The 20601-nt window shown below is 61.4% G+C and carries 22 protein-coding genes; 13 read left to right on the forward strand and 9 right to left on the reverse strand.

Going from position 1 to position 20601, the window contains the following annotated elements; translation table 11 throughout:
• Positions 1-387 (forward strand): hypothetical protein (locus tag QZ498_RS09525; RefSeq protein ID WP_294621675.1); only part of this gene is annotated, 387 nt, incomplete at its 5' end.
• 375 nt (positions 388-762) lie between these two features.
• Entirely contained in the window at positions 763-2094 is a 1332-nt protein-coding gene (gene tig / locus QZ498_RS09530; protein WP_294621676.1) for a trigger factor, read from the forward strand.
• An 81-nt stretch (positions 2095-2175) separates the two neighbouring features.
• Here tig and QZ498_RS09535 read toward each other — a convergent pair whose 3' ends face one another.
• From QZ498_RS09535 to rpsF, 6 genes are all read right to left on the reverse strand, one after another.
• The gene (locus QZ498_RS09535; protein ID WP_294621678.1) at positions 2176-2973 is read right to left on the reverse strand and encodes an acyl-homoserine-lactone synthase; all 798 of its coding nucleotides are present in this window, start codon (positions 2971-2973) and stop codon (positions 2176-2178) included.
• A gap of 170 nt (positions 2974-3143) precedes the next feature.
• Positions 3144-3857, reverse strand: a complete 714-nt coding sequence (locus QZ498_RS09540; RefSeq protein ID WP_294621679.1) for a LuxR family transcriptional regulator — start codon at positions 3855-3857, stop codon at positions 3144-3146.
• Between the two features lie 18 nt (positions 3858-3875).
• Positions 3876-4232, reverse strand: a complete 357-nt coding sequence (locus QZ498_RS09545; RefSeq protein ID WP_294621680.1) for a helix-turn-helix transcriptional regulator — start codon at positions 4230-4232, stop codon at positions 3876-3878.
• Positions 4233-4400: 168 nt separating this feature from the next.
• Complete coding sequence (rplI, locus tag QZ498_RS09550) at positions 4401-5039, reverse strand: 50S ribosomal protein L9 (RefSeq protein ID WP_294621681.1); 639 nt, start codon at positions 5037-5039, stop codon at positions 4401-4403.
• Between the two features lie 12 nt (positions 5040-5051).
• Positions 5052-5279: a 30S ribosomal protein S18 gene (rpsR, locus tag QZ498_RS09555; RefSeq protein WP_058291462.1), complete on the reverse strand. Its 228-nt coding sequence runs from the start codon at positions 5277-5279 to the stop codon at positions 5052-5054.
• A gap of 28 nt (positions 5280-5307) precedes the next feature.
• Entirely contained in the window at positions 5308-5661 is a 354-nt protein-coding gene (gene rpsF, locus QZ498_RS09560) for a 30S ribosomal protein S6 (protein WP_294621682.1), read from the reverse strand.
• Between the two features lie 247 nt (positions 5662-5908).
• Here rpsF and QZ498_RS09565 point away from each other — a divergent pair, with 247 nt between their 5' ends.
• A complete protein-coding gene (locus tag QZ498_RS09565; protein WP_294621684.1) occupies positions 5909-6391 on the forward strand; it encodes a hypothetical protein in 483 nt (160 codons plus the stop codon).
• A 133-nt stretch (positions 6392-6524) separates the two neighbouring features.
• Positions 6525-7103, forward strand: coding sequence for a YceI family protein (locus QZ498_RS09570; RefSeq protein WP_294621685.1), 579 nt, complete (start codon positions 6525-6527; stop codon positions 7101-7103).
• Positions 7104-7261: 158 nt separating this feature from the next.
• Here the strand turns inward: QZ498_RS09570 and QZ498_RS09575 are convergent, their stop codons facing one another.
• Both QZ498_RS09575 and QZ498_RS09580 read right to left on the reverse strand, forming a co-directional pair.
• Positions 7262-8224, reverse strand: a complete 963-nt coding sequence (locus tag QZ498_RS09575; RefSeq protein ID WP_294621686.1) for a DUF808 domain-containing protein — start codon at positions 8222-8224, stop codon at positions 7262-7264.
• A 63-nt stretch (positions 8225-8287) separates the two neighbouring features.
• Complete coding sequence (locus QZ498_RS09580; protein WP_294621687.1) at positions 8288-9499, reverse strand: cytochrome b/b6 domain-containing protein; 1212 nt, start codon at positions 9497-9499, stop codon at positions 8288-8290.
• A 172-nt stretch (positions 9500-9671) separates the two neighbouring features.
• Here QZ498_RS09580 and fabD point away from each other — a divergent pair, with 172 nt between their 5' ends.
• The 6 genes from fabD to mltG all read left to right on the forward strand — a co-directional run bounded on the left by fabD (position 9672) and on the right by mltG (position 15326).
• Positions 9672-10613, forward strand: coding sequence for an ACP S-malonyltransferase (gene fabD / locus QZ498_RS09585; RefSeq protein WP_294621688.1), 942 nt, complete (start codon positions 9672-9674; stop codon positions 10611-10613).
• Between the two features lie 24 nt (positions 10614-10637).
• Positions 10638-11375, forward strand: coding sequence for a 3-oxoacyl-[acyl-carrier-protein] reductase (fabG, locus tag QZ498_RS09590; protein ID WP_294621689.1), 738 nt, complete (start codon positions 10638-10640; stop codon positions 11373-11375).
• A gap of 228 nt (positions 11376-11603) precedes the next feature.
• On the forward strand, positions 11604-11837 hold the full coding sequence (locus QZ498_RS09595) for an acyl carrier protein (protein ID WP_294621691.1): 234 nt from the start codon (positions 11604-11606) through the stop codon (positions 11835-11837).
• Between the two features lie 195 nt (positions 11838-12032).
• The gene (locus tag QZ498_RS09600; protein WP_294621692.1) at positions 12033-12776 is read left to right on the forward strand and encodes a 1-(5-phosphoribosyl)-5-[(5-phosphoribosylamino)methylideneamino] imidazole-4-carboxamide isomerase; all 744 of its coding nucleotides are present in this window, start codon (positions 12033-12035) and stop codon (positions 12774-12776) included.
• Positions 12777-12903: 127 nt separating this feature from the next.
• Entirely contained in the window at positions 12904-14163 is a 1260-nt protein-coding gene (gene fabF / locus QZ498_RS09605) for a beta-ketoacyl-ACP synthase II (protein WP_294621693.1), read from the forward strand.
• Positions 14163-15326 carry an endolytic transglycosylase MltG gene (gene mltG, locus QZ498_RS09610; RefSeq protein WP_294621694.1) on the forward strand — a complete coding sequence of 388 codons (1164 nt, stop codon included), beginning with the start codon at positions 14163-14165 and terminating at the stop codon, positions 15324-15326. Before fabF ends, mltG begins: the two co-directional genes overlap by 1 nt.
• A 168-nt stretch (positions 15327-15494) precedes the next feature.
• Here the strand turns inward: mltG and QZ498_RS09615 are convergent, their stop codons facing one another.
• The gene (locus QZ498_RS09615) at positions 15495-16634 is read right to left on the reverse strand and encodes an alpha-hydroxy acid oxidase (protein WP_294621695.1); all 1140 of its coding nucleotides are present in this window, start codon (positions 16632-16634) and stop codon (positions 15495-15497) included.
• 128 nt (positions 16635-16762) lie between these two features.
• On the opposite strand from QZ498_RS09615, the gene QZ498_RS09620 reads away from it, so the two are divergent.
• The 3 genes from QZ498_RS09620 (at position 16763) to QZ498_RS09630 (ending at position 20538) form a co-directional block, all read left to right on the forward strand.
• A complete protein-coding gene (locus QZ498_RS09620) occupies positions 16763-19111 on the forward strand; it encodes an ATP-dependent helicase (protein ID WP_294621696.1) in 2349 nt (782 codons plus the stop codon).
• 91 nt (positions 19112-19202) lie between these two features.
• Entirely contained in the window at positions 19203-19544 is a 342-nt protein-coding gene (gene clpS / locus QZ498_RS09625; protein WP_294621698.1) for an ATP-dependent Clp protease adapter ClpS, read from the forward strand.
• Position 19545: 1 nt separating this feature from the next.
• Positions 19546-20538, forward strand: coding sequence for a class I SAM-dependent methyltransferase (locus tag QZ498_RS09630; RefSeq protein WP_294621700.1), 993 nt, complete (start codon positions 19546-19548; stop codon positions 20536-20538).
• The last annotated feature ends 63 nt before the right edge of the window (positions 20539-20601 follow it).

Raw genomic sequence — 20601 nt, forward strand, 5'->3', positions numbered from 1 at the left:
TGCAAGGAGGCTCTGGCGGGGCGGTTTGAGACGGGGCTTTTCGTTCTCTATCGCAAGTTTGCCGATAGCGGGATTTCGGTGATGCGCCCGGCGGCTGTTTTGGCGGGGCTTTGGGCGTTGGGGGCGGCGATGTTCTGGGGCTATTTTCTGGCCCCGATGGGCCATGATGTGCCCGAACGTGTCGCGGCCTCGCCCGGGTGGTCGGGGATTGGCCTGTCGTTTGCGAATGTCTTTGCGTTTCTGGGGTTGTCGCGGGCGTTTTTCGCGGAGGTCTTGGTGGGGTTGCCGATTAGCCTGAAATATTTTGCAGGGTTGCAGACGGTATTCGGGGCGGTGTTTTTCTTCCTGCTGGCCTTGGGCCTGCGCAATCGGTTTCGGTTGAAGTGAGGGCTTGGCCATAAGTTTGGCCCGGACTGCAAGGCCGGGCCGCGCCCGTCCGGCGCTTTGCGCGTTCGAGGCTGAAACGCTCCGCCGGAGCGTTTCCGGGACGCCTCTCACCCCTCCCCCCGGGAGGGCGCTTTGGCGAGGTCATGCGCAGTATGCGCGACATCTCTTCTTTTGAGCGTGCGGCGGAAATCAGATGGTGTGGTGCGCCCACCCAGGGTCGGGCGCGTCCCTTCGTTCTTAGATTCTGAGAACTGGCGCGGGTTTGTGCTGTGCCCCAAGACTCTGCTTGCGCCTTTGCCGTGTCATCCCTAGAAGGGCGCTTGATTTTGACCGCCGCGGACGCCTCCGCGGCCCGATGCATATGAGAGGACGACAATGCAGGTCACCGAGACCCTGAATGAAGGGCTGAAACGCGGATATAAATTGCTTCTGACCGCGCAGGAGCTTGACGACAAGGTGATGGACAAGCTGAAAGACGCGCAGCCTGACATCGAGATGAAGGGCTTTCGCAAGGGCAAGGTGCCGCTGCCGCTTTTGAAAAAGCAGTTCGGCCAGCGTGTTCTGGGTGAGGCCATGCAGGAAGCCGTTGACGGTGCGATGTCGAAGCACTTTGAGGACAGCGGCGAGCGCCCGGCGGCGGAACCGGCCGTGAAGATGACCAATGAGAATTGGCAAGAGGGCGACGATGTCGAGGTCGAGATGACCTATGAGGCGCTGCCCGATATCCCCGAGGTGGACCTGAAATCCATCAAGCTGGAGAAGATGGTTGTCAAAGCCGACGATGCGGCTGTTGACGAGGCGCTTGGCAATCTGGCCGAGAGCGCGCAGGACTTCAAGGACCGCAAGAAAGGCACCAAGTCGAAAGACGGCGATCAGGTCGTGATCGACTTTGTCGGCAAGGTCGATGGCGAGGCCTTTGAAGGGGGGTCTGCCGAGGATTACCCGCTGACGCTGGGCTCGGACAGCTTTATCCCCGGGTTCGAGGAGCAGCTTGTTGGCGTGAAGGCCGGTGAGGAGAAAGAGGTCAAGGTGACCTTCCCCGAGGAATACGGGGCCGAGCATCTGGCCGGTAAAGACGCGGTTTTCGAATGTACCGTCAAGGAAGTGAAGGAACCCGTCGCCGCCGAGATCAACGACGAGTTGGCTACCAAGTATGGCGCCGAGAGCCTTGACGACCTGAAGGGACAGATCCGCGAGCGTCTGGAATCCGAGTATGCCGGCGCGGGTCGTGCGGTGATGAAGCGCGCGATGCTGGACGAGCTGGACAAGATGGTATCCTTCGAGCTGCCGCCGAGCATGGTGGAGGCCGAGGCCAAGCAGATTGCCCACCAGATGTGGCACGAGGATAACCCCGAGGTCGAGGGCCACGATCATCCCGAGATCGAGCCCACCGAGGAGCACACCAAGCTGGCCGAGCGCCGGGTGCGCCTGGGCCTGCTTTTGGCTGAACTGGGCCAGAAGGCCGAGGTTGAGGTGACCGATGCGGAAATGACCCAGGCGGTCATGGAACAGGCGCGTCAGTACCCCGGTCAGGAACGTCAGTTCTTCGAGTTCGTGCAGAACAACCCGCAGATGCGTCAGCAGCTGCGCGCGCCGATCTTCGAGGATAAGGTCATTGACTATGTGGCTGAGTTGGCCTCTGTGACCGAGAAAGAGGTCAGCAAGGACGATCTGGAGAAAGCCATCGAGGAGATGGACGCCGAATAAGCGTTCTCTTGACCTATGCGAGATGAAAAGGGCCGCCTAATGGGCGGCCCTTTTGCTAACTGCGACGTCGGGGGGGTGCCGTTAAGCGTCGCAGTTTGGTTGTGTGCTGAAGGCGCTGCGGAGCGTGCGTTGCAGGGCCAGGGCCGCTTCCCTTTCTTTCTCGGTGCGGGCATCCGAGATTTGCTGGTCGCAGTAATCGGTCAGGTCGGGTGAGAGGTCCGGGCCTTTACCCCGTGCGGCGAGGGCTTCGGCAACGGTATTCTCGTCCGCGAAGATGTTGCCGGTGATACCTGCGAAGGCGCGGATGCGGTTGATCCGTTCCTCTGTGATGTCGCTGAGAGCGGCGAGCGCCTTGGTTTTGCCCATCTGCACGGTTTTGCCGATATAGTCGCAGGGGGCATTGTCGCTGCGCTTGAGGATACGGTCCATCGCCGGGTCGACGACGGAGATCACATCGGAGATGCCGGAGTCATAGGCGTATTCGGCGATCCCGGCCATCAGTTCGCAGGCGGTATAGGAAACGCTGCGCCCATCGTTCTTGCGCTTGATGCGGTCGGTGTCGATGCAAAAGCGCGTGTTTTCCCAGACCGTGGCGCTGCGCAGGGGCGGTTCGCCGCAGAGGATGTCCTGGAACACGTCGGCCAGCATGTGCGGGCCCGTGGTTTGCAGCATCCGGTTGCATCCGACGACCTGATAGTCGTCGTCCAGCGCGACAAGATATGCGGGGTCAAGATCGTCGAACAGGTCGAATTCACGTCCGTTGCGCACTTTGACGTCCCATCCCATGCGGTCTTTGAAGACGCGCGCACGAAGTTTGTACATGTCGTCCAGAACAGAGCCGAACCGATGCCGGTTCAGAGCGTCGATAACTAAGATCATGGTCTTGCTTCCTCGGCTTATTAGTATTGGTCCGAGAATAGCACCAGCGATGCGAGGCGGTATTGGGGGAATCCCGTATGCAAGTGCGCGAAAACATGGATTCGGCGTGCGACTGTGGATAAGTCAACTACTTGGGGTTGCACTACCTTTTGCGGCGCGCCGTGCCGGTGTCAGCCGGGTTGAATGATCCCGAGGCTGACGGCGCGTCCCACGGCCTGTGCTGTGGAGATGGTGCAGAGCTTCTCGCGTGTGGAGCGCAGGTGCACCTCGACCGTGCGGGGCGAGATTGAAAGGATGTCGCCCACGTCCTGCTGTGACTTGCCCGCGGCGACCCATTGCAGGATTTCAATCTCGCGGCTGGAAAGATTGGGTTGGCGCAAGGCGCGCAGAAGCGGGTCGGAATTCATCACCGTGTCGTGCAGGTGAACCGCGTTGCTGAGCAGATCCCCGGTGATGTCGCGGCGCAACTTGGTCCATTCGTTGGAGGACATGGTGGCGCAGGCGCAGAGCAGGCCGATTTCACCGAACAGGCCGCGGATCGGGACCGTGACCCCTTGATTGGGCAGGCCAAAATCATTGGCATCGCGGAAGACGCGACCGAAGGCGTCGTTGCGATCCAGCCGTTTCCAATCAACCGGGGCCACGGACCGCGCCGCTGAACTCAGGGTCGGATCGTGGGTTTGCAGGCCCTCGCTGACGTAGTGCGCTTTCCACGCGTCGGGGTAGGTGGTGAAGCCGTGCATCGTACCCGAGATGGGATTGGCCGAAAAATACGTTGCGTGTTCCACGCCGAGACTGTCGCAAAGCGTTTTCAGGTGCGCGACGTAATCACGTTGCCTGCCCGGGGTGCTGGCGATATCGACGAGGTTCGTGGGCTTGATCATCGGAGGTTGGTTGCATTCCTATGGCGAGGCGGAGCTTTGCAGTTTCTGAGACAGCTGCCGCGCGTATGTCATGAGCTCGACCCGTCGTGTCGCGGGCATGGCGGTGTACAGATCGAGCAGTTCAAGCGGTGTACCCGGCCCATCGCCGCCGTCTTCACCGATGTCCTGAAAAAGCGACAGAACCGAAATTCCCAGTGCATCGGAGATGTCCCAAAGTCGGGACGCGGCGACGCGGTTGGCACCGCTTTCGTATTTTTGGACCTGTTGAAACGTGATACCAATTTCTTTGGCAAGGTCTGTCTGGCTGAGCCCCAGCGCTTTACGGTAGGTACGGATGCGTGCGCCGATGGCTTTGTCAATACTAACTGTGTTCATGGTAACCCTTGCATTCGGTGACGTCGACTACTGATACGCGACTATACAAATTATTGCGCCCCAAGACGTTAACACGCATTATAAATCGCTGTCGAGATGGCGCGGGATCATAAAAAAAGCCGCGCAAAACGATTTGCGCGGCCTTTCGTGATTGTTTCTGGACTGAGATCAGTCTTGCTTGCTCTCTTCGTCCTCGTCGGACTCGGGCAGGACTTCTTCAACGGCTTCGGCCAGTTCTTCGTCGTCCGACGCGGCGGAGCCGATATCGTCGAAGAGTTCGGCGATCTCGTAGTCGGCGGCGGCCTCGGCCTCGGCGGCGGCGTCCTGAATGGATTTGCCGGTGGACTGAAGCTCGGCCTCTTCGGGAGAACGGGCGACGTTGAGGGTGATCACGGCCTCGACCTCGGGGTGCAGGTGCACCTCGACCTCGTGCAGACCGAGGGTTTTGATCGGCTGACGGATGATGACCTGCTTGCGGTCAACAGTCACACCTTCCTCTTTGGCCACGGCTGCGGCGTCACGGGTTGAGACCGAGCCGTAGAGGCTGCCGCCGTCGGAGGCTTGGCGAATCACGACGAATTGCTGACCGTCGATCTTCGCGGCCAGGGCTTCGGCCTCTTTCTTGGTTTCAAGGTTGCGGGCTTCGAGCTGCGCCTTGCGGGCTTCGAAGTCTGCGATGTTCTGATCCGATGCTGACAGGGCCTTGCCCTGGGGCAGCAGGAAGTTGCGCGCAAAGCCGGGCTTGACGTCGACGACGTCGCCCATCTGGCCCAGTTTGGCCACGCGTTCGAGAAGGATAACTTGCATGATGCTCTCTCCTTACTTCACGGCGTAGGGCAGCAGGGCGAGGAAGCGCGCGCGCTTGATGGCGCGGGACAGTTCACGCTGCTTCTTGGCCGAGACGGCGGTGATGCGCGAGGGCACGATCTTGCCGCGTTCGCTGATGTAGCGTTGCAGCAGTTTGGTGTCCTTGTAGTCGATCTTGGGTGCATTGTCGCCCGAGAAGGGGCAGACCTTGCGGCGGCGGAAAAACGGTTTTGCAGCCATGGGTTAGTGTCCTTTCTTCAAGCGATGATCAACGACGTTCGCGGCGTTCGCCACGGTCGTCTTTTTTCTGCATCTGGACCGAGGGGCCTTCCTCGTGCTCGTCGACCTTGATGGTCATGACGCGCATGACGTCGTCGTGCAGGCGCATCAGGCGCTCCATTTCCTGAACGGCCGAGGCGGGTGCGTCGGTGCGCAGGAAGGCGTAGTGGCCCTTGCGGTTCTTGTTGATCTTGTAGGCCATGGTTTTGACGCCCCAGTACTCGCTATCCACGAGTTTGCCGCCGTTGTCGGACAGCACGGTGCCAAAATGTTCGATGAGGCCTTCAGCTTGCGCGTTGGACAAATCCTGACGCGAAATAAAAACATGCTCGTAGAGCGGCATGTTATCTCCACTTCTGTCTGGGCGCATTTCAAAGGCGGGTCTTGCATCCTTCCGCGACCCGTCCACGAGAGACTGCGCGGTTCATGAAAAACTGCGAAAGGAAGCGTGTCTTTACGATGGATTGCAGCGCGGTGCAAGAGGCCAGTCCGGTGCGAAAAGAAACCTTGGCCCTGCCGTATTCTTGTCCGTTTTCGCGAAGAGATTGGGCAGCGAGGACAAGAAACAGCAAGACGAGGAGGGGACGACGATGGTTGCTTTTCCAGATGGCCCGAACACCTTTTCCGAGGATCGCCTTTCACGCGGCAGGGCGTCGGTGGGTTGTGCCCTGAAGCGTGGGATCAAGATGGGTGTCGGGACGGCCCTGTTGATGGCCGCGGTTGGCATGTGGGCCGTGCCCGCGGGCGACGCGGCGATGCAGATGATCAAACTCTTCGTGTCGGTGTGCATGCTGGGCCTCGGGCTGATGCTGATCAGCGCTTTGGATCAGACCGAGGACATGCCCGAGGTACATCTTGATACATTGAACCGGCAGTTGCGTGTCGTGACGACGGATGCCTGCGGCAACCTTCGCCTGCGCGAGGTTTATGACCTTGACGCGCTGTCGGAGGTGTCGCTTGAGGGGCATGCTTTGACCGCATGTGATGCGACGGGCCAGCAGATCGTTTCGATCCGCTTGCCCGATGCCGAGACCGAAAAGGCCCTGCGCGGGCTTTTGCCCCAGGCGGCCTGATCTGCGGCCCGTCCGCGGGTCGGTGGCGCAATGTTCGCCAGATAACAGATTATGTTTGACCTTGCGGGATTGTTTATCGGGGTAGGTGCTCCATTCTAAGGTTTGTATTTTTTAAAGCCAGGAGGCACCTCAAATGAAAAACACAGCGCTCGCGACGGCGGCAGTTCTTGCCCTGACCGCAACCGGAGCCGTGGCGGAACCGGAGAAATACGTTCTGGATTCGAGCCACAGCCAAGTTGTTTTTTCTTATAATCACCTCGGATATTCGACCACTTACGGCATGTTCTCGGGCTTTGAGGGCGAGATCATGTTCGACCAGGAAGACCCGGCGGCCTCGTCGGTTTCCGTGTCGATGCCGACCATGTCGATGCTGACCGGCTGGGAGAAGCGGTTCGAGCATTTCATGTCGGACGACTTCTTCGGCGCGAGCGAGGGCGACATGATCACCTTCACCTCCACGGGTATCGAGGTGACGGGCGAGGATACCGCCAAGATCACCGGTGATCTGACTGTGAACGACACAACCCAATCGGTTGTTCTTGACGCCAAGCTGAACAAAGCGGCCTCGCACCCCATGCAGAACAAGGACTGGGCCGGGTTCGATGCCACCACGACACTGATGCGGTCGGACTTCGGCCTTGGCAAATTTGCTCCGGCGGTGGGCGACGAGGTTGAGGTGATGATCTCGATCGAGGCGATGAAAGCCGAGTAAGGTCTCACTCTCGGACTATTTCAGGGCCTGCCGGTTCGGCAGGCCCTTTCTTGTTGGCGGGCCGGGTTGGCGCTCATCAGCCCTTACGGGCTTTTTCGCGATGAGAGGTTGCAAAAGGGCGGTGCGCATGCATGCGCACCCTACGGATGGGGGAGCTTTCAGGCTGTGGCCGTGATCCGCGTCCAGAGCGGCTTGACGAATTTCACGCCGATGGGGATCAGCACGATGCCGAGGGCGAGACCGAAGAGCCCGTCCAAGCCGGCAGTAACGCCCCATTCCACGGCCCCCGACCAATCGCCTTTGCCTTCGGCGGCGGCGACAGCCACGTGGTGAATCCAGTCGTAAAGCGCCGGAAAGCCCATTTGGTCGAGCGCGTGCAGGATGATCGACCCACCCACCCAAAGCATCGCGGCGGTGCCGACGATCATCAGCAGCTTCATGAACCCCGGCATGGCCCGGACAATGCCGCGCCCCAAGGCGCGCGTCAGGCCCAACCGCCCGTTTTCGGCCATGAACAGCCCCGCGTCATCGGCCTTCACGATCAACGCCACCGCACCATAGACCAGCGCGGTGATCCCCACGGCCACCATGGCCAGCGTGGCAGCTTCCATCCAGAAATTGCTTTCGGGGATGGCGGCGAGGGCGATGGTCATGATCTCGGCGGAGAGGATGAAATCGGTCTTGATGGCCCCGGCGACTTTCTCTTCTTCAAGATGGGCTTTGTCGCCTTCCGCATGGCTGCCGTCCGGTCCCCCGTGGCCTTTGCCAAAGCCAAGGGCATGGGCGATTTTCTCGGCCCCTTCGAAGCATAAATAGCCGCCGCCCAGCATCAGCAGGGGCGGGATCATCCATGGCGCGAAGGCCGAAAGTGCCAGCCCGGCGGGCAGCAGGAACACCAGCTTGTTGAAGAGCGAGGCGCGGGCGATGCGCCAGACCATGGGCAATTCGCGGGCGGGAGAAAACCCTTGCATGTATTTGGGGGTGACGGCGGCGTCGTCGATCACCGCGCCTGCGGCTTTCGATCCGGCCTTGGCGGCTTGGCCTGCCACGTCATCGACCGAGGTGGCGGCCAGTTTGGCCAAGGCTGCCACATCGTCCAGAAGTGCCATCAATCCGCTCATGCCTGTCCCCTGCAAAGCCTGTTTCGGGCAACTATCGCCTGCGTAGGGCAGGGGATCAAGCGGCTAGTCCCGCGTGGCGGTTAATTCGAAGCGGATATCGACGCTGGCCGCGAGAGAATCCGTGGCCTCGCCGCCGATGTTGAAGGCGCGGCGATCAACGGTCAGGCTCCCCGTGGCGGTGGCTGTGTCGCCTTCGATGGCCAGTTCGAAGGGCATTTCGACGGGCACCGATTGATCCTTGATGGTCAGCGTCCCTTCCGCAATGAGGCCTTCGGCCTCGATGATCTCGGCTTTGAAGGTGGCCGTGGGGTGGGCTTCGGCGTTGAAATACTCAGGCCCCATGGCCTGATCGGTGACGGAGCCGAGGGTGAGCGAGGGAATCGAGACGGTGACCGTCACATCGCCCTTGGGGTTTTCGGCCTCCGCCTCGTAGCTGATGTCGGCGGTCCAGTCGGCGAAGCTGCCTGTGACCTCGGAGCCCATTTGGACGACGGTGATTTGCAGTGTGCCGTTTTCGACCGTCCAGTCGCTTTCGACAGAGGCGAGGGCTTGCGCGGGGGCCTGTTCGGTGGAGTCAACCTTGAACCAGCCAAGGGAATTGGCCCCGATCAGTACCAGGGCCCAGACCGCCAGTGCGCCCAATAGGGGCAACCCGTGGCCGGGTTGTTTGGCGGTGGGTTGGGCCGGCGTATGCCCCGGCAGCATCCGGCGCAGGGTGGCGTCTTGGTCGATCACGTGGTGTTTGAGTGCGCCGGCGATGTGCAGGGCCAGCGCGCCGACCAGCACCCATTGCAGCACGAAGTGCAGGGTGGCGGTGATTTGCGCGACGCTTTCATCCTTGGGCACGAAGGGCAGGGATTGACCGAAGGGCCACCAGATGGGGGCAAAGCCGGTGGTGGAGGCGTGATGCGCCCAGCCCGATAGCGGCACGGCGACGAGCGAGCCGTAAAGCAGCCAGTGGACCACTTCGGCGAGGCGTGATTCCAGAACCGTGTCGCCGTTCAGCAAGCCGGGTTTGGTCTGTGTCAGCGCCCAGAGGATGCGGGCGAGGGCCACGAAAAACACGGTCAGACCGATTGTCTTGTGCAGCGAGAATAGCAGGGCCGCGCGGGCCACCTGCGCATCGGTGGTTGCAATCTCGGGGTTCTCAATTGCGTGGGCAAGATCATTGGCGAAATAGCCCAAGGGCAAGGCCAGAAAAATGCCAAGCGCCGTGAGCCAGTGAAAGGTCTTGGTGACTGCGCCATAGGCGGTGGGGGTGTTGCCGAGGGGCATTGGGGAATCCTGACCGTTATCTGTGGGATGAATGGTATCCCGCTGCACGGGGCATACAATGGCGACCTTTGCACAGGCGGCGTGCATCTATGCCCAACCGGGTTTGTGCGTTGCCTCGCGCGGCGAGGCGCGCTATCGGGGGAAGGGCAAAGCCATGAGAAGAGGGACAGTGATGAGCCGCGCATTCGTATTTCCCGGTCAGGGGGCACAGACCATCGGCATGGGCAAGGAGCTGGCCGAGGCCTATCCGGCGGCCCGGGCCGTGTTCGATGAGGTGGACGAAGCCTTGGGCGAAAGCCTCTCGTCGCTGATCTGGGAGGGGGAGCAGGAGGAGCTGACCCTGACCCAGAATGCGCAGCCTGCTTTGATGGCGACCTCGCTGGCGGCGATGCGGGCCTTGGAGGCCGAGGGCATCGGGATTGACGCGGCCAGCATGGTCGCGGGGCATAGCCTTGGGGAATATTCCGCGCTGGCGGCGGCGGGGGCCTTGAGCCTGGCCGATTGCGCGCGGCTGTTGCGGACGCGCGGCGAGGCCATGCAGAAAGCCGTTCCCGTGGGCGAGGGGGCCATGGCCGCCATTTTGGGCCTCGATCTGGAGGCGGTGCGCGAGGTGGCCGAAGGGGCCGCGCAGGGCGAGGTGTGCCAAGCGGCGAATGACAACGATCCGGGGCAGGTTGTGGTCTCGGGCCATAAGGCCGCGGTGGAGCGGGCCGTGGAGCTGGCCAAGGAAAAGGGGGCCAAGCGCGCCATGCTGTTGCCGGTAAGCGCGCCCTTCCATTGCGCCTTGATGCAGCCTGCGGCGGATGTGATGGCCGAGGCCTTGGCGGCGGTCGAGATCAAGGCCCCCTCCGTGCCGGTGGTGGCCAATGTGCGCGCCGAGGCGGTGAGCGACCCGGACGAGATTCGCACGCTGCTGGTGGAGCAGGTCACCGGATCGGTTCGCTGGCGCGAATCGGTTTTGTACATGGCAGCGCAAGGCGTGACCGAGGTGTGGGAGATTGGCGCGGGCAAGGCGCTTTCGGGGATGATCCGGCGGATTGATCGCAGCGTTGCCTGCCGCAACCTGGGCACGCCGGGCGATGTGACGGCGGCCAAAGACGCCTTGAACGGCTGAACCGACAAGACAAGGGAATTCGAAATGTTTGATCTGACAGGAAAATGCGCGCTGGTCACCGGGGCCTCGGGCGGTATTGGCGGCGCGATTGCCAAGGCGCTGCACGAGGCGGGGGCGACCGTGGGGCTTTCGGGCACGCGGGTGGAGCCGTTGGAGGCTTTGGCCGCTGAATTGGGCGAGCGGGCGCATGTTCTGCCCTGTAACCTGAGCGATGGCGAGGCCGTGGATGCCTTGCCCAAGCAGGCGATCGAGGCGATGGGTGCCTTGGATATTCTGGTGAACAACGCCGGGATCACCCGAGACCAGATTTTCATGCGCATGTCGGACGAGGAATGGCAGAGCGTGATTGATGTGAACCTGACCTCGACCATGCGGCTGTGCCGAGGGGTCATGCGGCCGATGATGAAGGCGCGCTGGGGCCGGATCATCAATATCAGTTCGATCGTGGGTACCACGGGCAATCCGGGGCAGGTGAACTATGCTGCCTCGAAAGCGGGCATGGTGGGAATGACCAAGTCCATCGCTTACGAGGTCGCGAGCCGGGGAATCACCGCCAATGCCGTGGCGCCCGGCTTTATCGCGACGGCCATGACCGAGAAGCTGACCGATGACCAGAAAGAGGCCATCAACGCCAAGATCCCGGCGGCACGCATGGGCGCGCCAGAGGAAATTGCGGCGGCAGTGTTGTATCTTGCAAGCCCCGAGGCCGGATATGTCACCGGTGCGACCTTGCATGTGAACGGCGGTATGGCCATGGTGTAGGTGGCCTTGGCCTGCCCCGTGCAGGCCTTGTCTGGAAAGCATTTGCCATTCTTGCGCCATGTGCTATAGGCGGCGCACATTCGCCGGCGGTGGGTCCGTTCCGACCCCGGTGTGCCCTGAAAATGGGCAGTCAGAGCCGCCCGGACGGGCATTAGCAAACCCGCTTCCCGGCGAGGGCAGGGGCGGAAAACGAGCCGAACGGTTCGAAAAGAAAATGAGGATTTAGACATGAGCGACATCGCAGATCGCGTGAAAAAGATCGTTGTGGAACATCTGGGCGTTGAAGAGGACAAGGTGGTCGAGAACGCCTCGTTCATCGACGATCTGGGCGCTGACAGCCTTGACACCGTTGAGCTGGTCATGGCCTTCGAAGAAGAGTTCGGCATCGAGATCCCCGATGACGCGGCCGAAACCATCCAGACCTTCGGCGACGCGGTGAAGTTCATCAACGAAGCGTCGTAAGACAGGCTTCACGTCGTTTTTTGAAAGGCCCCTGCCGGATGGCGGGGGCCTTTTTCGTTTTTGCTGCTCAGGAACGGCGCGAATTGGCTGCATCATGCCGATTTGGTACAACCGTTGATGTGTGAGACACTCCAGAATCGATACTGGCCGCGAAGATTTGCGCGGAGGGCGATGCGATGGAAAGGCACGGCTGGAATGATCATTTATCCCACCCTAGAACTGCATAACGGTAAATGTGTTTCGCTGACGCGGGGCCGCTTGGAAGAACCCGTGATCTGGCATGTGGACCCTGTGGAAACCGCGCGTGGCTTTGCCGCTGCCGGGGCCGAATGGATGCATGTCACTGATATCAACGCCTTGGCAGGTGACGGCGACAACGCCGAACTGTTGGAAGAGATCATCCGTGCGGCGGGCATCCCTGTGCAATTGGGCGGCGGGTTCCGGTCGCGCGATGCGGTGGAACGCTGGATCGATAAAGGCGCGGGGCGTATCGTTATCGGCACGATGGCCGCGCATGACCCGGATTTGCTGCGCGAATTGGCCAAGTATTTCCCCGATCAGATCGTTCTGGCGGTGGATGTCTTCAACGGCGCGGTTATGACCGAAGGGTGGAAATCGCAATCGGCGTTCACGCCCGAGGATTACATCAAGGCGTTTGACGATGCGCCACTGGCTGGAATTATCGTGACCGATATCGACGCAGATATCGAAGACACCGATGGCAGCCTTGGGGTGATTACCCAACTGGCCGCGCAGACCCATCACCCGGTGATCGCACGCGGTACGGTGCGCAGCGCCGATGATGTCTCGCGCCTCAAGTATGTGCCGAACGTGGCTGGTACGCTGATTGGTCGTGCGCTTCTGTCGCGCGATGTGGATTTGGAAGAGGTGCTGAGCCTTGCGCAGGCGGCCCCTGAGCCCACGGCCGAGTTCCAGTAACTCTGCTGCGCCTGCTTGCATGGCGAGAAACACTGGCATGGCCCCGCTTGCGGGGCCTGCTTGGGCTTGCCCCCCGGGGGCAAGGCGCGCTATGAGCAGCCGAGGAAATTGTTGAGAGGGCAGCAGGATGCGTCGTGTCGTTGTTACCGGCCTTGGATTGGTCACGCCTTTGGCGTCGGGGGTCGAAGAAAGCTGGAAGCGCTTGCTGGACGGGCAATCGGGGGCGGGAACGATCACCCGTTTCGATCCTCAGAACGTAGCAACGAAATACGCCTGCGAAGTGCCGCTTGGTGATGGCAGCGATGGCACCTTCAATGCCGACGATCACATGGCTCCGAAAGAACGGCGCAAGGTGGATGATTTCATCCTTTATGGCATGGCGGCGGCAGATCAGGCCGTTGCCGATGCGGGCTGGACGCCGGAGGATGAGGAAAGCCTTCTGCGCACGGGCGTCATGCTGGGCTCGGGCATTGGTGGCTTGCAGTCGATTGAACAGACCACGCTTTTGATCCGTGACAAGGGGGTGCGTCGTGTCTCGCCGTTCTTTATTCCCGGTGCGCTGATCAACCTTATCAGTGGTCAGGTGAGCATCCGCTATGGCTTCAAGGGGCCGAACCATTCGGTGGTGACGGCCTGTTCGACCGGTGCGCATGCGATTGGCGATGCCTCGCGGCTGATCAAATACGGTGATGCCGATGTGATGGTGGCCGGTGGGGCCGAGGCGGCGATCTGCGAGATCGGGATTGCGGGTTTCAATGCCTGCAAGGCCCTGTCGACCAAGCGGGCCGATGATCCGAAAGCGGCCAGCCGCCCTTATGACGAAGATCGGGATGGGTTTGTCATGGGCGAGGGTGCGGGTGTTGTCGTGCTGGAGGAATACGAGCACGCAAAGGCACGCGGGGCCAAGATTTACGCCGAGGTTCTGGGCTATGGTCTGTCGGGCGATGCCTATCACATCACGGCCCCCTCTGAGGATGGCGATGGTGGCTTCCGGGCCATGCAGGCGGCCTTGAAAAACGCGGAAATCGACCCGGGGCAAGTGGATTACATGAACGCGCATGGCACTTCGACCATGGCCGATACCATTGAATTGCAAGCGGTTGAGCGACTTTTGGGCGCGGCGGCGAGCAAGGCGACCATGACCTCGACGAAATCCTCGACTGGGCACCTGTTGGGGGCGGCGGGCGCGATCGAGGCGATCTTCTCGATCCTCGCGGTGCGCGATCAGGTGGCGCCGCCGACCATCAACCTTGATAACCCGGCGGTGGAGACTCCGCTGGACCTTGCGCCCAATGCGGCGCGGGAACGGGAGATCAACGTGGCGATGTCCAATAGCTTTGGGTTTGGTGGGACCAATGCCTCGCTCTGCGTCGGGAAATTGCGCTGATGTGGCGGCATATTGCCTCTAACTTCCTGACTTTCCTTGTTGTTTTGGTCTTCCTCCTGGGGGGTGTCATCCTCTGGGGGCAGTCGGAATATACCGCGCAGGGGCCGCTGGACGAGCCGATCTGCCTGCGGGTCGAGCGGGGCAGCAACATGCGCGCCGTATCTCGCCAGTTGGAGGCTCAGGGTGCCCTGAGCAATGCGACGATATTCCGGGTCGGGGCGGACTATTCCAATAAAACCAGCCTGTTGAAGGCTGGTAGTTGGCTTATCCCCGAGGGCGCCAGCATGCGCGAGATCACCGATATCGTCACGCGCGGTGGGGCCAGCACCTGTGGCACCGAGGTGGTTTATCGAATCGGTGTCACCAGTTCGGAAGTCGAGGTGCGCGAGTTGGACCCGGCCACGAACCGCTATGTCGAGAAGGCCGAGTTTACGCCCGGCGAGGATGAGGCCCCGCAAATCTTTGAAAATGTGCGTGAGAAAGCCGATACGCGCTATCGGATCGCGGTGGCCGAGGGGGTGACCAGTTGGCAGATCGTCAATGGATTGCAATCGGTCGACGTTCTGGCGGGAGAGGTTAACGAAACCCCGCCAGAGGGGAGCCTTGCGCCCGATAGCTATGAGGTGCGCGAGGGCGATACGCGCGGCAGCGTGATCGAAAGAATGCGGCAGGCGCAGGATGTTATCCTTGCCGCCGCCTGGCAGAACCGGGCCGAGGGGATACCGCTTGAGTCACCGTATGAGGCCTTAATACTGGCCTCGATCATCGAGAAGGAAACCGGGGTGCCAAGTGAGCGCGGGCAGGTCGCCAGTGTTTTCACCAATCGTTTGCGGCAGGGGATGCGTTTGCAAACCGATCCGACCGTGATTTACGGGATTACCGAGGGTGAAGGCGTGTTGGGCCGAGGGCTGCGGCGGAGTGAACTTCGGGCTGAAACCCCTTGGAATACTTACGTAATTGACGGTTTGCCGCCAACACCGATTGCCAATCCGGGGCGGGCGAGCATCGAGGCAGCGGTCAACCCACTGGACACGGATTTCATCTTCTTCGTGGCCAAAACGCTGGATCCTCGTGATGGCCATGCCTTTGCCGAAACGCTGACAGAGCACAATGAGAATGTCGCCCGCTACCGTGCCTTGGAAGCCGAACGCGACAACAATTAGGACGTCTGTACAAGTTGTACGTTTACCCCCCGAGTTCTGTACAGACCTCGGGGGGTTTTCGTTTGAAGATGTACAAGTTGTACAGGATGGTGCGATGCTGCGCCTCATCCTGTCCCGGCATACCCCTTTACGCAGGGGGGCTTTGATGGAAACGGCGCGCTGCTTGGATCAATGGGTTTTGATCAGCTTGTCCTGCACATCGTGCAGTCGGGTCAGCCCCAGTTGGCCCATGTTGGCGATCAGGTCTTGAGCCAGGATGTGGGCAAGGTGCGCGGGGCCGTCTTCGCCCAAGGCACCAAGCGCATAGTGCCACGCCCGGCCCATCATCACGAAATCCGCCCCTAGGGCGAAGGCCCGCAGGATGTCGAGGCCCGTCTCGATCCCGCCGTCGATGATCACCGGCAGGGAAGTGGCCGCGCGAATGGCGGGCAGCATTTCGATGGTGGCCGGGGCGGCGTCGAATTGGCGGCCTGCGTGATTGGAAATCCAGATGGCGTCGACGCCTTCGGCCTCAAGCGCCTTGGCATCGTCGGCAGACAGCACGCCCTTGATCACGAAGGGGCCATCCCAGGCCTCGCGCAGCCAGCGCAGGTAATCCCAATCGGGCGCGGTGCGCAGCAGGTATCCGGCGTGTTTGTTCGACGGCAAGCCCGAGGTTTTCCCGGCGTATTCGTCGATCAGGCGCATCCGCGGCATGCCGCGCTGCGCCATGCCCATGGCCCATGCCGGGCAACGCGCCACTTGGGCCAAGAGGCGCGGGGTGAGGCGCGGCGGTTGGGTCAGCCCCGAGCGCACCTGCCGCTCCCGGCGGCTGGGGATGGGAACATCGACCGTGAGGATCAGGGTGGAAAACCCGGCGCGCTTGGCGCGGTCCATCATGTCTTGGCGAATCTCGGGGTCGCGTGGCGGATACATCTGGAACCACGCGTGCTGGCCGATGTCGCCCGAGAGGTCTTCGGGGGTTTGGCTTGCCACGGTCGAGAGGCCATAGGGGATACCGGTCTTGGCGGCGGCACGGGCCAGCATGCCCTCGGCGCCGGGCCAGACCATGCCCGACATGCCAACGGGCGCGATGCCGAAGGGCAAAGGATAGGTTTGGCCCAAGAGGTTTGCCGAAAGATCGGAGGTCACCTCGCCATGCAGGATGGAGGGCATGAGGGTGACCTTGTCGAGTTCGCTACGGTTGCGTGACTGCGTGGCCTCGGTTCCGGTGGCGCTGTCGAGGTATTCCCAGACAAAGCGGGGGATGCGGCGCTTGGCATGGGCGCGCAGGTCGGTGAGGGCGGGGTATTTGGCGTCGAGGCTCATGGCGGTAGTTGTGCGGGTTTGGGGGAAATTGTCTAGAGGAGAGTGGCGGGCAGAATATTTCGCGACACATGGGAACATTCCCTGAACATTCTCTTTAACTCATTTTTAAGCCGCGCTATCTTCGGCCCATGAGCAGTTTTGACGAATCCGACGCCTTTGAAGGAGCGAGCCTTGCGGCGCGGGCCATGGCGGCGCGGCCGATGCCCTATCTGGATGACCTCAATCCGCAGCAACGCGCGGCGGTTGAGGCTTTGCAGGGCCCGGTCCTGATGCTGGCCGGGGCGGGCACGGGCAAGACCAAGGCCCTGACCACGCGGATTGTGCATTTGCTGAACACTGGCACGGCGCGCCCCAATGAAATTCTGGCGGTGACCTTTACCAACAAGGCGGCGCGCGAGATGAAGATGCGCGTGGGCCGGACGCTGGGCGAGGCGGTGGAGGGGATGCCGTGGCTGGGTACCTTCCATTCGATCTGTGTGAAGCTTTTGCGCCGCCATGCGGAATTGGTCGATCTGAAATCAAATTTCACCATTCTGGATACCGACGATCAAATCCGGCTGCTGAAACAGTTGATCCAAGCGGCGGGGATTGACGATAAACGCTGGCCCGCGCGGGCGCTGGCCGGGGTCATCGACAATTGGAAGAACCGGGCCTGGACGCCGGATAATGTGCCCGCGAGTGAGGCGAGCGCCTTTGATGGCAAGGCCCCGGCGCTGTATCGGCAGTATCAGACGCGGTTGCGTGAGCTGAACGCGGTGGATTTCGGGGACCTGCTCTTGCACATGGTCACGATTTTCCAGACCCACGAGGATATTCTGGCGCAGTATCAGCGGTGGTTCCGATACATTCTGGTGGACGAGTATCAGGATACCAACGTCGCCCAATACCTCTGGCTGCGGCTTTTGGCGGGTGGGCACAAGAACATCTGTTGTGTGGGCGATGATGACCAGTCGATCTATGGTTGGCGCGGGGCCGAAGTGGGCAATATCCTGCGGTTCGAAAAGGATTTTCCCGGGGCGGAAGTGATCCGTCTGGAGCAGAATTACCGCTCAACCCCGCATATCTTGGCCGCGGCTGGTGGGGTGATTGCCGGTAACAAGGGGCGCTTGGGCAAGGAGCTTTGGACGCAAGCGCCCGAGGGTGAGAAGGTACGCCTTATCGGCCATTGGGATGGCGAGGAAGAGGCGCGTTGGATCGGCGAAGAGATTGAGTCCATGCAGCGCGGCACGCGCGGGATGCGCGCCTTTGGGCTGGATGATATGGCGATTCTTGTCCGCGCCTCGCACCAGATGCGGGCCTTCGAGGACCGGTTCTTGACCATCGGCTTGCCCTATCGGGTGATCGGCGGGCCACGGTTTTACGAGCGGATGGAGATCCGCGATGCCATGGCTTATTTCCGGCTGGTGGTCAGCCCCTCGGATGATCTGGCCTTTGAGCGGATCGTGAACACGCCCAAGCGCGGGCTTGGTGACAAGGCGCAGCAGACCATTCAGCGGATTGCGCGGGACAATGGTGTGTCCTTGCTGGATGGGGCGGCCTTGGCGGTGGAGCAGGGCGCGATCAAGGGCAAGGGGGCCAATGCGCTGGGCAAGCTGGTGGTGGACCTGTCGCGCTGGGGCCGGATGACCGGGGATAAGGACCTAAGCCATGTGGAACTGGCCGAGATCATCCTTGATGAGTCCGGCTATACCGAGATGTGGCAAAACGACAAGACGCCCGAAGCGCCGGGGCGGTTGGAGAATCTCAAGGAACTGGTGAAGGCCTTGGAGCAGTTCGAGAACCTTGGTGGGTTCCTCGAACACGTCAGCCTGATCATGGACAATGAGAGCGAGGAGCAGGGCGAGAAGGTCAGCATTATGACCCTGCACGCCGCCAAGGGGCTGGAATTTCCCGCCGTGTTCCTGCCGGGGTGGGAGGATGGCCTCTTTCCCTCGCAGCGCTCAATGGACGAGAGCGGCCTCAAGGGCGTGGAGGAAGAGCGGCGACTGGCCTATGTGGGTATCACCCGGGCTGAAGAGATTTGCACCATTTCCTTCGCCGGCAATCGGCGGGTCTATGGCCAGTGGCAAAGCCAGATGCCGAGCCGGTTCATTGATGAGTTGCCCGAGGAGCATGTCGAGGTTCTGACCCCGCCGGGATTATATGGCGGGGGCTATGGTGCCGCGGGTGGGATCGGCCAATCGGGGCTTGAGCAGATGGCGGCGGAGGCCAATGTCTACAACTCCCCCGGCTGGCGGCGGATGCAGTCGCGCGCAGGCGAGCGGCCCATTTCCCAACCCCGCGAAAGCAAATCCAGCGTGATCGACGCGCAGGCGGTGAGTTCCCACACCATGGGCGAGCGGGTCTTTCACCAGAAGTTCGGCTATGGCGCGATTGTCGGGATCGAGGGGGACAAGCTGGAGATTGATTTCGAGAAGGCGGGCGTGAAAAAGGTTGTGGCGCGGTTTGTCACCGGCGCGGATGATGTGCCGTTTTGAGCGAAAATCCATCGCGAAACGCCCCTTTTCACGGCTCGTATCTAAGTTATATATGCAGGTCACGACACAGGGTTGAGACAGCGCGTTGAGCATGAGCCAGCATCAGGTGATCACGGCAGGGCCTATGGGGGACGACGGGGATGATACCTCGGTCGTGGTGGAAACCCGTACCAAGACCAAGCGGCCACCGCTCTACAAGGTTTTGCTGTTGAACGATGACTATACGCCGATGGAATTCGTGGTGGCTGTGCTGGAGCGGTTTTTCGGCATGAACCACGCGCAGGCCTTCGAGATCATGCTGACTGTGCATAAAAAGGGCGTGGCCGTGGTCGGTGTCTTCAGCCATGAGATTGCCGAGACCAAGGTGGCGCAGGTGATGGATTTCGCACGCCAGCACCAGCACCCGCTGCAATGCACCATGGAAAAAGAGTAACGTGGCGCAGGTGTCTCGCCTGACGCTGGCCGTGGAGGCGGGCGATTTGGCCTTGCCCGAGGTGGGGCGCATTGCGGTTTTCGCGCCGCGAGGCGACACTGATCTGTCGGCGCTTCCCAAGGGCCGGGTGCAGGTGATCACCGGGTTCAAGCCGGATGTCGATGCCTTTGCCAAGCAAGAGTTCAACTGTGCAGTTGCGCCGCAGCGAACCTATGCCGCCGCTGTCGTCTTTGTGCCGCGCGCCAAGGCGCAGGCGCGGGCGCTTGTGGCCAAGGCTTGTGCGGTAAGCGAGGGCATTGTCATTGTTGATGGGGCCAAGACCGACGGGGTGGATTCGATCCTCAAAGCGGTGCGGGGCCGAGTGCCGGTCTGGGGTCCTGTGAACAAGGCGCATGGCAAATTGTTCTGGTTCGAGGCGGGCGCGCATTTCACCGATTGGGCCGTCGCAGGAACGCAGGAAATTGCGGGCGGTTATGTCACCGCGCCGGGGGTATTTTCCGCCGATGGGGTCGACCCGGCCTCACGGCTGTTGGGCGATCACTTGCCTGAGAAATTGGGAGCGGTGGTGGCCGACCTAGGGGCCGGTTGGGGATACCTGAGCCGCCGGGTTCTGGAACGCGAAAGCGTCGAGCGGGTGCATTTGGTGGAGGCCGATCACGCCGCCTTGGACTGCGCCAAGCAGAACGTAAGTGATCCGCGCGCCGCGTTCTATTGGGCCGATGCCACAACATGGCACGCGCCCGAGCCGGTGGATAGCGTTGTGATGAACCCCCCCTTTCACACCGGTCGTGCCGCCGACCCCGACCTTGGCCGTGCCTTCATTGCGCAGGCGGCCGGGATGCTGAAGCCCAAGGGACAGCTTTGGATGGTCGCAAACCGGCATTTGCCCTATGAAACCGCGCTGTCCGAGCGGTTTGGTGAGGTAACGGAAATCACCGGCGACAATCGCTTCAAGGTGCTGCGCGCCACGCGGCCTGCGCGAAAGCATAGGTAGAAAGCCCTTTTCCCGGTTTTGCTGCTTGGCGTAGGTTCAACCGGCAGAATCACCACAGGAGTG

Origin of the sequence: uncultured Roseovarius sp., assembly GCF_913057115.1 — a bacterium.
Taxonomy (GTDB): domain Bacteria; phylum Pseudomonadota; class Alphaproteobacteria; order Rhodobacterales; family Rhodobacteraceae; genus Roseovarius.

What these genes read in the sequence shown, in the direction of transcription:
- fabF (WP_294621693.1), top strand. Translation starts at nt 12,904, where the DNA reads ATGCGTCGTGTCGTTGTTACCGGCCTTGGATTGGTCACGCCTTTGGCG.
- rplI (WP_294621681.1), bottom strand. Translation starts at nt 5,039, where the DNA reads ATGCAAGTTATCCTTCTCGAACGCGTGGCCAAACTGGGCCAGATGGGC.
- QZ498_RS09545 (WP_294621680.1), bottom strand. Translation starts at nt 4,232, where the DNA reads ATGAACACAGTTAGTATTGACAAAGCCATCGGCGCACGCATCCGTACC.
- QZ498_RS09575 (WP_294621686.1), bottom strand. Translation starts at nt 8,224, where the DNA reads ATGAGCGGATTGATGGCACTTCTGGACGATGTGGCAGCCTTGGCCAAA.
- QZ498_RS09540 (WP_294621679.1), bottom strand. Translation starts at nt 3,857, where the DNA reads ATGATCAAGCCCACGAACCTCGTCGATATCGCCAGCACCCCGGGCAGG.
- QZ498_RS09615 (WP_294621695.1), bottom strand. Translation starts at nt 16,634, where the DNA reads ATGAGCCTCGACGCCAAATACCCCGCCCTCACCGACCTGCGCGCCCAT.
- mltG (WP_294621694.1), top strand. Translation starts at nt 14,163, where the DNA reads ATGTGGCGGCATATTGCCTCTAACTTCCTGACTTTCCTTGTTGTTTTG.
- clpS (WP_294621698.1), top strand. Translation starts at nt 19,203, where the DNA reads ATGAGCCAGCATCAGGTGATCACGGCAGGGCCTATGGGGGACGACGGG.
- QZ498_RS09580 (WP_294621687.1), bottom strand. Translation starts at nt 9,499, where the DNA reads ATGCCCCTCGGCAACACCCCCACCGCCTATGGCGCAGTCACCAAGACC.
- rpsR (WP_058291462.1), bottom strand. Translation starts at nt 5,279, where the DNA reads ATGGCTGCAAAACCGTTTTTCCGCCGCCGCAAGGTCTGCCCCTTCTCG.
- fabG (WP_294621689.1), top strand. Translation starts at nt 10,638, where the DNA reads ATGTTTGATCTGACAGGAAAATGCGCGCTGGTCACCGGGGCCTCGGGC.
- fabD (WP_294621688.1), top strand. Translation starts at nt 9,672, where the DNA reads ATGAGCCGCGCATTCGTATTTCCCGGTCAGGGGGCACAGACCATCGGC.
- QZ498_RS09600 (WP_294621692.1), top strand. Translation starts at nt 12,033, where the DNA reads ATGATCATTTATCCCACCCTAGAACTGCATAACGGTAAATGTGTTTCG.
- QZ498_RS09570 (WP_294621685.1), top strand. Translation starts at nt 6,525, where the DNA reads ATGAAAAACACAGCGCTCGCGACGGCGGCAGTTCTTGCCCTGACCGCA.
- QZ498_RS09595 (WP_294621691.1), top strand. Translation starts at nt 11,604, where the DNA reads ATGAGCGACATCGCAGATCGCGTGAAAAAGATCGTTGTGGAACATCTG.
- tig (WP_294621676.1), top strand. Translation starts at nt 763, where the DNA reads ATGCAGGTCACCGAGACCCTGAATGAAGGGCTGAAACGCGGATATAAA.
- QZ498_RS09565 (WP_294621684.1), top strand. Translation starts at nt 5,909, where the DNA reads ATGGTTGCTTTTCCAGATGGCCCGAACACCTTTTCCGAGGATCGCCTT.
- QZ498_RS09620 (WP_294621696.1), top strand. Translation starts at nt 16,763, where the DNA reads ATGAGCAGTTTTGACGAATCCGACGCCTTTGAAGGAGCGAGCCTTGCG.
- rpsF (WP_294621682.1), bottom strand. Translation starts at nt 5,661, where the DNA reads ATGCCGCTCTACGAGCATGTTTTTATTTCGCGTCAGGATTTGTCCAAC.
- QZ498_RS09535 (WP_294621678.1), bottom strand. Translation starts at nt 2,973, where the DNA reads ATGATCTTAGTTATCGACGCTCTGAACCGGCATCGGTTCGGCTCTGTT.